At 71.0% G+C, this 12,582-nt stretch carries 12 protein-coding genes; 10 read left to right on the top strand and 2 right to left on the bottom strand.

The features are described from left to right. The first annotated feature begins 71 nt into the window (after positions 1–71). Together ACIG5F_RS32220 and ACIG5F_RS32215 are read left to right on the top strand one after the other, a co-directional pair. Positions 72–1,277, top strand: a complete 1,206-nt coding sequence (locus tag ACIG5F_RS32220) for an MFS transporter (protein WP_396523687.1) — start codon at positions 72–74, stop codon at positions 1,275–1,277. A gap of 270 nt (positions 1,278–1,547) precedes the next feature. Next, positions 1,548–2,774: a diguanylate cyclase gene (locus ACIG5F_RS32215; RefSeq protein ID WP_396523686.1), complete on the top strand. Its 1,227-nt coding sequence runs from the start codon at positions 1,548–1,550 to the stop codon at positions 2,772–2,774. Here the strand turns inward: ACIG5F_RS32215 and ACIG5F_RS32210 are convergent. Next, positions 2,771–4,063: a diguanylate cyclase gene (locus ACIG5F_RS32210; protein WP_396523685.1), complete on the bottom strand. Its 1,293-nt coding sequence runs from the start codon at positions 4,061–4,063 to the stop codon at positions 2,771–2,773. The two genes, ACIG5F_RS32215 and ACIG5F_RS32210, sit on opposite strands and share 4 nt — an antisense overlap. Before the next feature lie 151 nt (positions 4,064–4,214). After that, positions 4,215–5,687, bottom strand: coding sequence for an ATP-binding protein (locus tag ACIG5F_RS32205; protein WP_396523684.1), 1,473 nt, complete (start codon positions 5,685–5,687; stop codon positions 4,215–4,217). A 140-nt stretch (positions 5,688–5,827) separates the two neighbouring features. Between ACIG5F_RS32205 and xerD the strand changes: the two genes are divergently transcribed. The 8 genes from xerD (at position 5,828) to ACIG5F_RS32165 (ending at position 12,582) form a co-directional block, all read left to right on the top strand. Next, the gene (xerD, locus tag ACIG5F_RS32200; RefSeq protein WP_396523683.1) at positions 5,828–6,745 is read left to right on the top strand and encodes a site-specific tyrosine recombinase XerD; all 918 of its coding nucleotides are present in this window, start codon (positions 5,828–5,830) and stop codon (positions 6,743–6,745) included. 130 nt (positions 6,746–6,875) lie between these two features. Beyond that, positions 6,876–7,826 (top strand): ParA family protein, encoded by a 951-nt coding sequence (locus tag ACIG5F_RS32195; protein ID WP_396523682.1) that lies wholly within the window; start codon positions 6,876–6,878, stop codon positions 7,824–7,826. Continuing rightward, positions 7,823–8,161 (top strand): hypothetical protein, encoded by a 339-nt coding sequence (locus ACIG5F_RS32190; RefSeq protein ID WP_396523681.1) that lies wholly within the window; start codon positions 7,823–7,825, stop codon positions 8,159–8,161. The genes ACIG5F_RS32195 and ACIG5F_RS32190 overlap by 4 nt, the downstream gene beginning before the upstream one ends. After that, positions 8,154–8,993 (top strand): segregation and condensation protein A, encoded by an 840-nt coding sequence (locus ACIG5F_RS32185; RefSeq protein ID WP_396523680.1) that lies wholly within the window; start codon positions 8,154–8,156, stop codon positions 8,991–8,993. The genes ACIG5F_RS32190 and ACIG5F_RS32185 overlap by 8 nt, the downstream gene beginning before the upstream one ends. Further along, positions 8,990–9,757 (top strand): SMC-Scp complex subunit ScpB, encoded by a 768-nt coding sequence (scpB, locus tag ACIG5F_RS32180; protein ID WP_396523679.1) that lies wholly within the window; start codon positions 8,990–8,992, stop codon positions 9,755–9,757. The genes ACIG5F_RS32185 and scpB overlap by 4 nt, the downstream gene beginning before the upstream one ends. Continuing rightward, complete coding sequence (locus tag ACIG5F_RS32175) at positions 9,747–10,502, top strand: pseudouridine synthase (RefSeq protein WP_396523678.1); 756 nt, start codon at positions 9,747–9,749, stop codon at positions 10,500–10,502. Before scpB ends, ACIG5F_RS32175 begins: the two co-directional genes overlap by 11 nt. A gap of 353 nt (positions 10,503–10,855) precedes the next feature. Beyond that, positions 10,856–11,275 carry a MarR family winged helix-turn-helix transcriptional regulator gene (locus ACIG5F_RS32170; protein WP_396523677.1) on the top strand — a complete coding sequence of 140 codons (420 nt, stop codon included), beginning with the start codon at positions 10,856–10,858 and terminating at the stop codon, positions 11,273–11,275. Further along, complete coding sequence (locus tag ACIG5F_RS32165) at positions 11,272–12,582, top strand: MFS transporter (protein ID WP_396523676.1); 1,311 nt, start codon at positions 11,272–11,274, stop codon at positions 12,580–12,582. The genes ACIG5F_RS32170 and ACIG5F_RS32165 overlap by 4 nt, the downstream gene beginning before the upstream one ends.

The raw sequence follows: 12,582 nt of genomic DNA, 5'->3' as shown, positions 1-12,582 counted from the left end.
TCCCCGGTCGGGTGGTGTACGGTGCGTCACATTCCTGCCGCCCTGGGTCACCGGCATGGGGGGAGAAACGCATGGCCGCGTTCGCCAGTGGCGAGTACCGGGCGCTGTTGTCGGCGTACACGGTCTCCATGGCCGGCGACCAGTTCGCCCGGGTGGCGCTGTCGGTGCTGATCTTCGAGCGCACGGGTTCGGCGGCGCTGACGGCGCTGACCTACGCGCTGACGTTCCTGCCCGACCTGGTCGGCGGCCCGCTGCTGTCCGGACTGGCCGACCGCCGTCCCCGGCGCACGGTGATGATCGTCGCCGACGTGCTGCGGGCGGTGCTGGTGGCGGTGATGGCCTTGCCGGGCCTGGGTTTTCCGGTGATCGCGGCACTGCTGGTGGTGGTCCAGCTGGCCGGGGCGCCGGCCAACGCGGCCCGCGGCGCGCTGCTGCCGCAGATCCTCGGCGACGACGACTATCCGGCCGGCCAGGCCGGGCTGTCCTCGGCCGGGCAGGCGGCGCAGGTGGCGGGCTTCGCCGGCGGCGGCGCGCTGATCGTCGCGATCGGCACCGGCGGTGTCCTGCTGGCCGACGCTGCGACGTTTGCCGCCTCGGCCGCGTTGGTGCTGCTGGGAATTCGGCACCGCGACGCGGCCACCAAGGCCGACGCCAAACGGAGCTGGGGGCGCGATGTCGTGGCCGGGGCCCGGCTGGTCGCCACCACGCCGAAGCTGCGCGCGCTGATCGCGTTCGCCTGCATCTCGGGCATCTACATCGCCGGCGAGGCGCTGGCCGCCCCGTACGCCGCCGAGCTGGGCGGCGGGCCGACGCTGGTCGGCCTGCTGTTCGCGGGCTTCGCCGCCGGCGCGGTCGCCGGCATGCTGCTGCTGGCCCGGCTGCCCGAGCCGGTGCGGCTGCGGCTGTTACCGGTGCTCGCGGTGTGCTCGTGCCTGCCGCTGGTCCTGTGCGTGCTCGACCCGTCGGCGCCGGTCGTGGTGCTGCTGTTCGTGCTCAGCGGGGTCGCCAGCGGCTACCAGGTCACCGCCAGCACCACGTTCATGCGGAACGTGCCCGACGACCGCCGCGGGCAGGCGTTCGGGCTGGCCGTCACCGCGCTGAAGGTGGCCCAGGGCGTCGGCGTCGGGCTGGCCGGCGTGGTCGCCGAGGAGCTCACCGCGCACGGCACGGTGGCCCTGGCCGGCGTGGTCGGGGTGCTGGCCGCGATCGGCGTCGGGCTGATGTGGCGGAGCGCGTCGGCCGTGCCCTCGACACGGCCGACGCCCGCCCCCGGCTAAGCCGTCAGCGCCATTCGCTGGGCCGGCCGACGCCGCGCCACTCGGAGGGACGGCCGGTGCGGGGGGACTCGCTGCGCTTGATCATGATGTGCCTCCGTGTGGGCGTCGGGCGTGATTTTCGTTTCCCCCGAGCGGACCACGACACTGTGTCGTTCCCTGATTACAGTGACTGTTTCCGGCCATGGGGGGTGCAGCGACGTGAATCGGGTCGACCCACGCCGCTGGCGTCTATGGTCCCTCCCACGTGGACTACTCGCGTACGTCCTCGTGGTGGAGTTGGCGACCGTACTCATGCTGGTCACCACCGCTTCACTGACCCCGATCACGTCCGCGGGCTGGCTCTGGTTCACCGTGCTGCTCGGCGCGTCGGTCATTCACTTCGAGGCCGCCCAGGGAATCGAACGTATTCGCGAAGTTTCCGCCGAGGGCAGCCCGTACACGCATATGCAGAGCGTCTGGTATTTCGCCGGCGTGCTGTTGTTGCCGCTGCCGCTGCTGGCCTCGCTGATCGCTGTGTCGTTCACCTACGAGTGGTTCCGGGTGTTCCGGGGCCAGGCGGTCGCGTACCGGAAGGTCTTCTCCGCGGCGACCGTGGTGCTGGCCGTCGGGGCCTCGCAGCTGGCCTTCGCCGCCTTCTTCCCGGGCGTCGGCCTGCCCTACGCGGCCCTGCTGGACGGGCCGCTCGGCGCGCTCGCGGTGATCGTCGCCGGGCTGGCCTACCGGCTGGTCAACTACGCCCTGGTGGTCGGCGCGATCGTCGCCTCCAACCCCGAGCAGCCGGCCCGCAAGGCCCTCGGCCACGCCTCCGACCAGCTGATCATCGCCGCCAGCGTGGGCCTCGGCTACGCCGTCGGCGTGTTCACCGTGGACCGGCCGTGGTCGATGCCGATCCTGCTGATCACCGTGCTCGCCCTGCACATGGGCCTGCTGCTGCCGCAGTTCCGCATCGCCGCGCACACCGACGCCAAGACCGGCCTGGTCGACGCCTCGTGGTGGTCCGACCGCGCCACCGACCAGCTCGACCGGGCCCGGCGGCTGACCAGGACCGTCGGCGTGCTGATGATCGACCTGGACCACTTCAAGGAGGTCAACGACCGCTACGGGCACCTGGCCGGCGACCGGGTGCTGGCCGCGGTCGCCGAATGCGTGCGGCACTCCGTGCGATCCCTGGACCTGGTCGGGCGCTGGGGCGGCGAGGAGTTCGCCGTGCTGGTGCCGGCCGTCGGCGTCGACGAGCTGCACGCCGCCGGCGAACGGGTGCGGGCCGCCGTGTCGGCGCTGGCCGTGGACACGCACGACCTGGAGGGGCGGGAGGTCACCGTCACCGGGCTGACCGTCTCTGTCGGCGCCGGGCTGTTCCCCGGGACCGCCGTGGAGCTCAGCGACCTGCTGCTGGCCGTGGACGGCGCCCTGTTCCAGGCCAAGAAGCAGGGCCGCAACCGCACCGTCATGGCCGCCCGCATCGTCCCCGCCCCCGCCGTGGAACGCACCGCCTAGAAGCTGACCACGCGGTTGCGGCCGTTGTGTTTGGCGGTGTAGAGGGCGGTGTCGGCGGCGTGCAGGAGGCGGTCGACCACCGTGCCGGCGGTGGGGTACATGGCCACGCCGATCGACACCGACAGGTCCCGGATCACCCGGCCGTCGTCGGCGAAGTCGATCGGCACCGCCAGCTCGCCCACCGCGCGCCGGATGCGCTCGGCCACCGCCACCACATGCTCCTCGCCGACGCCGGGCAGCAGCACCACGAACTCCTCGCCGCCGAACCGGCCGACCGAGTCGTAGGAGCGGACCTGGGCGGTGATCGTGTCGGCCACCGCCTTCAGCGCCAGGTCCCCGGCCAGATGCCCGTACGTGTCGTTGACCTGCTTGAAGTGGTCCAGGTCGACCATCAGCACGCCGGTCGTCTGCTGGGTGCGCTCGGCCCGGGCCAGCTCGCTGGTGGCCAGGTTGTGCCAGCCCAGGGTGTTGAACAGGCCCGTCTTCTCGTCCTTGGTCGCGGCCACTTCCAGCTGCTTGACCAGCACGCCCCGGTGCAGCACGAGCAGCGGCGGCACGACCATCACCACCAGCAGCGGCTGCGTCGCCACGGCCAGGGCCGTCAACGTGCCCAGACACAGGGTGGCCAGCTCCACCAGGTTGTCGGCCCAGCCGCCGAACAGCTCGCGCACCGAGTGGCGGGTCATGTTCAGCGCGCCCAGGATCAGCAGCGCGTTGGCCACGAAGTAGGCCGCCACCGTCGCCGCGATCACGCCCACGCCCGGCCAGCCCAGCGCCAGCGCGCCGTCGATGCCGTGCACGCCGAACAGCTCCAGCACCAGCCGGGCCGCGTAGCAGGTCAGCACCACCACCGACCCGTTGATCACGCTGCGGAACGCCGGCACCCGTTGCAGCCGGTACCAGCTGCGCAGGGCCAGATGCGCGTACAGGATCGCCACCAGCGCCGCCACCAGGGCCGGCGGCAGCAGCAGGACGCCCGCGAACGTCCACACCGAGGTCATGTTGATGTGCGGCGTGCCGTTCACCCGGCGGCGGATCCGCTCCACCTGCCGGCCCAGCTCCGCCTGGGTGATGCCCAGCGCCGCCAGCGTCAGCGTCACCAGCCCGTCCGTCAGGCTCGGGTGAACCCACCCGGCCGCCAGGACCGTAGTAGCCACCGCGAGCGCCTCGACGACCAGGCAGAACACGATCAGCCGCGGGCGCTGCCGCCACAGTGTCCATTGACGGGGAGTGACCAGGAGGTCACGGACGTGCACCGACGAGCCAACGCCCGGCCCGGTGTCGTCCATAATCGTGCTCCGGCACTCCCTGCGGTGACTGACCCGACCCGGTCAGCCAAGCACACCGAGCGAGCCAGGTCAGCCACCGTGACCTGGATGGATCAGCGAGGGGAGGTGCAGCGGCCATGAGCAACCGCGACAGCTGAACCCCTCACGCGCGTCACGCGCCGTTGTAGAGACGGTGGCCGTCGACCAGTTCGATCTCACCCGTGTTGTCGGCGGCCACCCGTAGTTCGTTAGCGAAGCCACTGGCGCTGAAGCACAGCAGCCGGCAGCTCGCCGCGCCCGGAACGCCTCGGTCGGCGAGCAGCCCGCGGATGTGCCGAAGCCGCTCGGCATGGCCGGACGTCATCGTCTCTTCCCACTTGGCCTCGCCGATCGCGAGCAACGTCTGGCGATCGGCGTCGTCCCGACCCCACACCACCACGTCCAACTCGTGGTTCTGCTTCAACACCGGATCGGCCACCGAACCCGAGGCCACCTTCGTCCGTTGTCCGCCCACCGAAGTCGGGTCCGCGTACCAGCGCACCCAGTCGCGACAGACGCCTTGGAAATGCGGTCCGACGATCTTGCTTCGAAACGTCTGTCCAGATCGCTGCCAGACTCGCTCGGCGTTGCCGGGACGCTCCAGGTCGGTCCACTCCGGCCGCATCATCGCGTAGTGGAAGGCCACGATCGGCTCGGCGATCCGGTACGCGGATCGCTTGCCGTGGAACGCGTCCGGATCGCGATGGATCATGCCGGTGTCCTCAAGGACGGTGAGCGCGTGTCCCAGATCCGTCGACTTCCGCCCCAGGTAGCCGGCGATGCCGCTGCGGGTGTGATTGCCGTTGCCGATGGCCGAGAGCACTCCGTGGTACAGCGCCGTGTCCCGAAGGTCCGGCTCCTCGGCGAGCAGGAACCGCGCCTCGCGGAACAGCGGCCGGGACGGGTTGAGGACGTTGCGGATCACCCAGTCGTCGAAGTCGGTGATGCCGTCCGGGATGTCGCCAAGGGTGAATTCACGGTGATACGCGGGCGTTCCGCCGACGACCGAGTTGACCAGCAGGGCGAGCCTGGGAACCGCCGTGAGACCCCAGAACTCGGCGGCCAACCGGTAGTCGAGCGTCGGCACCACCAGTTCGAGGCTGGCCCGACCACGTAGCGGAGCGGTGCCGGAGAGCAGGTTTCCCATGAAGGACAGGGCCGACCCGCACAGCAGCAGCCGTACGGGTGTCACCGCGTCGCGCGCTTGTGGGCCGAGTGCCCGCTGCAACAGCGACGGCAGCTCGGGAGAGGCTCGCACCAGGAACGGGAACTCGTCGATGACGACGGGCAACGGGCCGTCGGCGGCCACTGTCATCAGCACGTCGACCGCTTCGTCCCAGGTCTGGAATCGGTGTGGCGCGCGATCGCCCCGGAACCGGGCCAGTGCTTGGCCGAACTGCCGCAGCGACTCCGCCTCGGTCGCCTCGCTGGCGGCGAAGAAGAAGCCGCCGGTGGCGCGACACACGGCGTCGAGCAGGAAGGTCTTGCCCTGACGTCGACGGCCGGACACCACGCCGAGAGTGGCTTCGCGACCCGGGTAGGACACGAACCGGGACAGTTCCGACCACTCGAAGTCCCGATCGAACATCTCAGCAGGACGATCCACGCCGCTCCAATGATAACCGTACCTATTATAAGTACGCCTATCTTAGCGCGTGGGCTTGATCGCCGGGCTAGGCTACGGCGTGAGCTGCCCAGGAATGAGGTGAACTCCCGCTGAGCGCGCCGCATGTCGCCGAGCTGCCCGTGGCCCTCCGCGAGGCCACCGCGGGCTACCTGGACCACCTCGCCGTCGAGCGCGGCACGGCCCGCAACACGCTCGACTCCTACGCCCGCGACCTGCGGCGGTACACCGAGCACCTGGCCCACACGGGCGTGGCCTCGTTGGCCGACGTGACGGAGCGAAACGTCACGGAGTTCCTGGCGGCGCTGCGCGAGGGCGACGCGGAGCACCCGCCGCTGGCGGCGTCGTCGGCGGCGCGGGCGGTGGTGGCGGTGCGGGGCCTGCACAAGTTCGCGTTCCGCGAGGGCCTGGCCCAGCAGGACCCGGCCCGCGAAGTGCACCCGCCGGTCCCGCCGCGCCGGCTGCCGAAGGCGTTGCCGGTGCACGAAGTGCTGCGGCTGCTGGACACGGCGACGGGTGAGGATCCCCGGTCGCTGCGCGACCGCGCGCTGTTGGAACTGCTGTACTCCTCGGGGGCCCGCATCTCCGAGGCCGTGGGCCTGGATCTGGACGACATCGACCGCGGCGAGCGCACGGTGTTGTTGGACGGCAAGGGCGGCAAGCAACGCCTGGTGCCGATCGGACGGCCGGCGCTGGCCGCCGTGGACGCCTATCTGGTGCGGGCCCGGCCGGAGTTGTCCCGCCACGGGCGAGGAACCCCGGCGGTGTTCCTCAACGCGCGCGGCGGCCGGCTGTCCCGGCAGAGCGCCTGGCAGGCGCTGAAGACGGCGGCCGATCGGGCAAGCATCGACGTCGAGGTCTCGCCGCACACCCTGCGCCATTCCTTCGCCACCCACCTGTTGGAGGGCGGCGCGGACGTGCGGGTCGTGCAGGAGCTGCTGGGCCACGCTTCCGTGACCACCACCCAGGTGTACACGTTGGTCACCGTGACGACATTGCGTGAGGTCTACGCCACCGCGCACCCGCGAGCCCTGGCCTAGTTTTAGGCCATTCGCCGCAATCGCGGCTGCTCGAACGAGTGACGTTCACTCGGCGAGGCGCGTTGCCGCGGCCTCCATAGCGCCTTACGCTGCGGCTCAAGGAGAGTCAGGTCACGAGGAGACTGGAGCCATGTCGACACCGCAGCCTGCCGGGGAATCCGGGGAGCGGCTCGTGCGTGGACCCTCCGTCGAGCTCAGCCTGGCGCCGCACGCGCGCCCCGAGAACGACGAGCCGGACGTCGCCGCCAACGGCGAGATCGGCCCCACCGGCCGGCCGGTGCGCCACGTGCCAGAGCCGGCGCTGATCGGCGCCCACGGGCCGGCCACGATTCTGGCGGTGTGCAACCAGAAGGGCGGCGTCGGCAAGACCACCTCCACCATCAACCTGGGCGCGGCGCTGACCGAGTACGGCCGCCGCGTGCTGCTGGTGGACTTCGACCCGCAGGGCGCGCTGTCGGTGGGGCTGGGCATCCAGCCGCACCAGCTGGACCGCACCATCTACAACGTGCTGATGGAGCGCACGGTCGGCATCGAGGACGTCGTGATGCAGACGTGCGTGCCGGACATGGACCTGCTGCCCAGCAACATCGACCTTTCCGCTGCCGAGGTGCAGCTGGTGTCGGAGGTCGGCCGTGAGCACACCCTCGTGCGCACGCTGCGACCCGTGATGGACCACTACGACTACGTGCTCGTGGACTGCCAGCCCTCGCTCGGGCTGCTCACCGTCAACGCGCTGGCCGCGGCCGACGGCGTGTTAATCCCACTGGAGTGCGAGTTCTTCAGCCTGCGCGGGGTCGCGCTGCTGATCGACACCATCGAGAAGGTCAAGGAACGGTTGAACCCCAAGCTTGAGATCACGGGCATCCTCGCCACCATGTACGACCCGCGCACGCTGCACTCGCGGGAGGTGATGGCGCGGGTCGTCGAGGCGTTCGGCGAGACGGTGTTCGACACCGTGATCAACCGGACCGTGCGCTTCCCGGAGACCACGGTGGCCGGCGAGCCGATCACCACCTGGGCGCCCCGGTCCTCCGGGGCCAAGGCCTACCGCGCGCTGGCTCGCGAGGTGATCGCCAGGTGACTCGCCGCGTCCAGCTTCCGGGTGCGGCCGAGTTGTTCCGGTCCACCAGTGTGTCCAGGGCGGCCGCTGTCGCGCCCGGTGAGCCCCCCGTTTCGGACGACGCCGTATCCTCGGCGGGAACCGGTCGCCGCAAGCACGAGGCGAAGATCACGGTCTACCTGTCCGACGAGGAGCTGCTGGCGTTGGAGCACGCACGGCTGGCGCTGCGCGCCGCGCACGGCATCGCCGTGGACCGCGGCCGGGTGGTGCGCGCCGCCATCGCGGCCGTGCTGGCCGACTTCACCCTCAACGGGGCCCAGTCGCAGCTGGTCAAGGGCATCACCGGGGATGACTGATGTGGATCCCGGGATCCCCGCCGAGCAGTCCGGTGGCAAGTTCACCGTCAAGCTGACCAACTTCGAGGGCCCGTTCGACCTGCTGCTGCAGCTGATCTCGCAGCACCAGATGGACGTCACCGAGGTGTCGCTGAGCCGGGTCACCGACGACTTCATCGCCCACCTCAAGACGCTGGGCGAGCAGTGGGACCTGGACGAGACCACCGAGTTCCTGGTGATCGCCGCGACCCTGCTCGACCTGAAGGCGGCCCGGCTGCTGCCGGCCGGCGACGTCGAGGACGAGGACGACCTGGCCCTGCTGGAGGCCCGGGACCTGCTGTTCGCGCGGCTGCTCCAGTACCGGGCGTACAAGCAGGTCGCGGCCCTGTTCGGCGAGCTGGAGGCCGGGGCCCTGCGGCGGTATCCGCGGTCGGTGTCGCTGGAGGACCGCTACACCGAGCTGCTGCCCGAGGTGATGATCGGCATGAGCCCGGCGCGCTTCGCCGAGCTCGCCGCCGCCGTCTTCCGCCCCAAGCCGCCGCCCACGGTTTCGCTGTCCCACCTGCACATGGGGGCCGTGTCGGTGCGCGCGCACGCCGCGATCCTGCGGGTGCGCCTGGCCGAGGCCGGCGTCGCGACCTTCGGCGACCTGGTCGCCGACTGCGAGAACACGATCGAGGTGGTGGCCCGGTTCCTGGCGCTGCTGGAGCTCTACCGCGAGACCGTCGTGCTGTTCGAGCAGGACGACGCGTTGGGGGAGCTGACGCTGCGCTGGTCCGGCGGCAGCCTCGAGGAGGCCCGGGCGGCGGCCGAGGTGGATCGGGCGTTCGCCGACGAGGAGGAGTACGGGTGACCGAACCCGAGAACACCCCGGCCGAGCCGGAGAACACCGAGCCGGCCGAGGACACCCAGGTCGAGGCCGCCGAGGTCGAGGGCGCCGAGGTCGAGGCCGCCGAGCCCGAGGTCGTGGACGTCGCCGCGGCGATGGGCGTCATTCTCGACGAGGCGGCGGCGTACCAGGCGACGTCCTCCGAGGACGACGAGGAGGTCCCGGCCTCCACTCTGCCCGACCTCGCCGACGACGCCGTGCTGCACGCGGCGCTGGAGTCGCTGCTGCTGGTGGTCGACTCGCCGGCCGAGGACGAGCTGCTGGCCACCACCCTCGACCAGCCGGTGAAGCGGATCCGGGAGGCCATGCAGGCGCTGTCGGCCCGGTACACCGAGTCCGGCAGCGGTATCGACCTGCGGCGGGTCGGCGACGGCTGGCGGCTGCACACCCGGGACGTCTACGCCCCGTACGTGGAGAAACTGCTGCTCGACGGCCAGCGGGCCAAGCTCACCCGGGCCGCGCTGGAGACCCTGGCGGTGATCGCCTACCGGCAGCCCGTCACCCGATCGAGGGTGGCGGCGGTGCGTGGCGTGAACGTCGACGGGGTGATTCGGACCCTGGTGACGCGGGGTCTGATCGAGGAGACGGGCAACGACCCCGACACGGGTGGCATCCTGTATCGGACCACCGAACTCTTTCTGGAGCGGTTGGGGCTGTCCTCGTTGCAGGATCTGCCGCCGATCGCTCCGCTGCTGCCCGAAGTGGATGCGATCGACGATGTCGGCTAAGAACTCTGATGATGGTGTGCGCCTGCAGAAGGTGCTCTCCCAGGCGGGCGTGGCCTCGCGCCGCGCGGCCGAGGAGCTGATCGCGGAGGGCCGGGTCAGCGTCGACGGCAAGGTCGTGCGGGAGATGGGCCGGCGGGTCGACCCCGACACCGCCGTGATCCACGTGGACGGCAGCCGGGTCATCGTGCGCGAGGACGTGCTGCACATGGCCCTGAACAAGCCCCAGGGCGTGCACTCCACCATGTCCGACGAGATGGGCCGGCCCTGCGTCGGGGACTACGTGCGGGAGCGCGCCGAGTCCGGCGGCGCCCGCCTGTTCCACGTCGGGCGGCTCGACGTGGAGACCGAGGGCCTGCTGCTGCTCACCAACGACGGCGAGCTGGCCCACCGGCTCATGCACCCGTCGTACCGCGTGCTGAAGACCTACCTGGCCGAGGTGCCCGGGCCGGTGGCCAAGGACGTGGGCAAGCGGCTGAAGGCCGGCATCGAGCTGGAGGACGGGCCGATCAAGGTCGACGCGTTCCGCCTGGTCGACTCGCTGCCCGGCAAGGCGATGGTCGAGGTCGTGCTGCACGAGGGCCGCAAGCACATCGTGCGACGGCTGCTCGACGAGGTCGGCTACCCCGTGCTGCGCCTGGTCCGCACCGAGATCGCGGGCGTCCAGCTCGGCAACCAGCGGCCGGGGTCGCTGCGCCGGCTCACCCGGGCCGAGATCGGCCAGCTCTACGCGGCCGTGGGCATGTAACCACTGTCGCTTCAGTGTGGATCGAAGGGCCCTGGGGAGAAGCCCCAGGGCCCTCGGTCTGCGCGGGTCGGGCCCCCGGAAAACGTTCGCCTCGGTGACTTCCGGCGGCCCCGGGGACGTGTCGCGCCGGGGCCGCCGTGCCGCCTCCAGAAAACCTCCGCTCGGGGGCTCTTCCTGCCCAGGAAGAGCCCCTGTTTTCATGGTCGAGATGGTAGAATCGAACACGTGAGCGAACCTTCGAACCCGACTCCCAAGCCGTGGCCAGTGTTCCGCTAACTCCTTCCCCTAGCTGATGACTTTCGCCACGTCGGGGAGTCGTGTGAGGTGAAAGTCATCAGCTAGGCTTACTAGTTGTGGACGACAACGAGCTGGCGGTCGAGGTTCGGGAGGCGGTGTCGCGGCTGGCCCGCCGGCTGCGCCAGGAGCGGCCGCCGCATGAGCTCGGCCTGACCGCCCTGTCCGCCCTTTCGCGGCTCTACCGACTCGGCCCCGCCAGCCCCTCCGCGCTGGCCGCCGCCGAGAACGTGCAGCCGCAGTCCATGACCCGGGCCCTGGCCACCCTCGCCGAACGCGGCCTCATCGTCCGCGAGCCGCACCCCACCGACGGCCGCCAGACCGTCGTCACCATCACCGCCGCCGGCCGGACCGTGCTCGAACAGGACCGCTCCCAGCGCGACGCCTGGCTCGCCGCCAAGATCGCCGACCGCCTCACCCCGGTCGAGCAGGAGTTCCTCCGCGCCGCCGCCAAACTCCTCCAGGTGCTGGCCCGATGACCGTCCTCGCGCGTGGCGGTGGGCTGCGGCTGGTGCTGCCGGTGGTGCTGGGCACGCTGCTCAACGCCGTGAACTCCTCGATGATCGCGGTGGCGCTGGTCGACATCCAGCACGAGTTCCACGCCGGGGCCGAGGTCGTCTGGCTGGTGTCGGGCCTCTACCTGGCCACCGCCGTGGCCCAGCCGACGATGGGGCGGCTGGCCGACCGGTTCGGGGCCCGGCGGGTGTTCTGCTGGGGGCTGGTGATCGTGATGTTCGCCGCCGTCGGCGCGCCGTTCGCGCCGGGCCTGGGGTGGCTGGTCGCGGCCCGGGTGCTGCTGGGCATCGGCACCTCGGCGGCGTATCCCTCCGGGGTTTCCTTGATACGACAGGGAATCAGCGGTGAGGCGACCAACGCCCTCGGGGCCATCTCCGCCGCCGGGCAGGTCGCCGTGGCCCTGGGGCCGCCGCTGGGCGGCGTGCTGGTGCTGCTGGCCGGTTGGCGGTCGATCTTCTGGGTCAACCTCCCGATCGCCGCCCTGTCCCTGGTGCTGGTGCTGCTCTGGGTTCCCCGTGACCGTGCCCCACGGTCCACTTCGGTCGGTCTGGATCCCTGGGGAATCCTGCTGTTCGCCGCCGCCATGGTCGGCCTGCTGGTGTTCCTCCTCGAGTTCCGGTGGGTCTACCTGGCCGCCGCCGCTGTGCTGGGGATTGTCCTGCTGTGGTGGGAACTTCGCGTCTCCCACCCGTTCATCGACGTCCGGATGCTTCGCGCCAACCGCCCCCTCAGCCGCACCTACGCCCGGGTCGCCGTCACCTACGTCGTCTTCTACACGATCTTCTACGGCGTTCCCCAGTGGCTCGAACAGGGTCGGCTGCTCAGCAGCGCCGAGGCCGGCCTGGTCGTGCTGCCCATCGCCGGCATGGGCATCGTCGCCACCGTCGTCGCCACCCGCCGCCCGCGCTGGCCCCTGCTCGTCATCGGCTCCGCCGGCCTCCTCGTCGGCAGCCTCGCCCTGCTCCTGGTCGGCGCCTCCACCCCCGTGCTGCTCCTGGTGATCGTCTCCGCCGTCCTGGGCATTCCCAACGGCTTCAACAGCCTCGGCAACCAGACCGCCATGTACGCCGCCGCCCCCTCCTCCCAGATCGGCACCGCTTCGGGGTTGTATCGCACCTCCCAGTACATCGGTGCCAACCTGGCGGCGGCGTTGGTCGGTCTGGGCCTCGGCGACCACGCCACCGACTCCGGCCTCCACCTGCTGGCCGTGGTGATCTCCGTGATCAGCGCCGGGCTGTTGGCCGCCGCGCTGCTCCGCCGCAAGTCCTGA

This window comes from Kutzneria sp. NPDC052558, assembly GCF_044547355.1.
Classification (GTDB): Bacteria; Actinomycetota; Actinomycetes; order Mycobacteriales; family Pseudonocardiaceae; genus Kutzneria.
Note: the sequence above shows the minus strand (reverse complement) of the source record. Positions and strands in the feature narration are given on the sequence as shown.

Coding starts and splice junctions, on each gene's coding strand:
- ACIG5F_RS32220 (WP_396523687.1), top strand. CDS start 72: ATGGCCGCGTTCGCCAGTGGCGAGTACCGGGCGCTGTTGTCGGCGTAC.
- ACIG5F_RS32165 (WP_396523676.1), top strand. CDS start 11,272: ATGACCGTCCTCGCGCGTGGCGGTGGGCTGCGGCTGGTGCTGCCGGTG.
- ACIG5F_RS32210 (WP_396523685.1), bottom strand. CDS start 4,063: ATGGACGACACCGGGCCGGGCGTTGGCTCGTCGGTGCACGTCCGTGAC.
- ACIG5F_RS32195 (WP_396523682.1), top strand. CDS start 6,876: ATGTCGACACCGCAGCCTGCCGGGGAATCCGGGGAGCGGCTCGTGCGT.
- ACIG5F_RS32175 (WP_396523678.1), top strand. CDS start 9,747: ATGTCGGCTAAGAACTCTGATGATGGTGTGCGCCTGCAGAAGGTGCTC.
- ACIG5F_RS32185 (WP_396523680.1), top strand. CDS start 8,154: ATGACTGATGTGGATCCCGGGATCCCCGCCGAGCAGTCCGGTGGCAAG.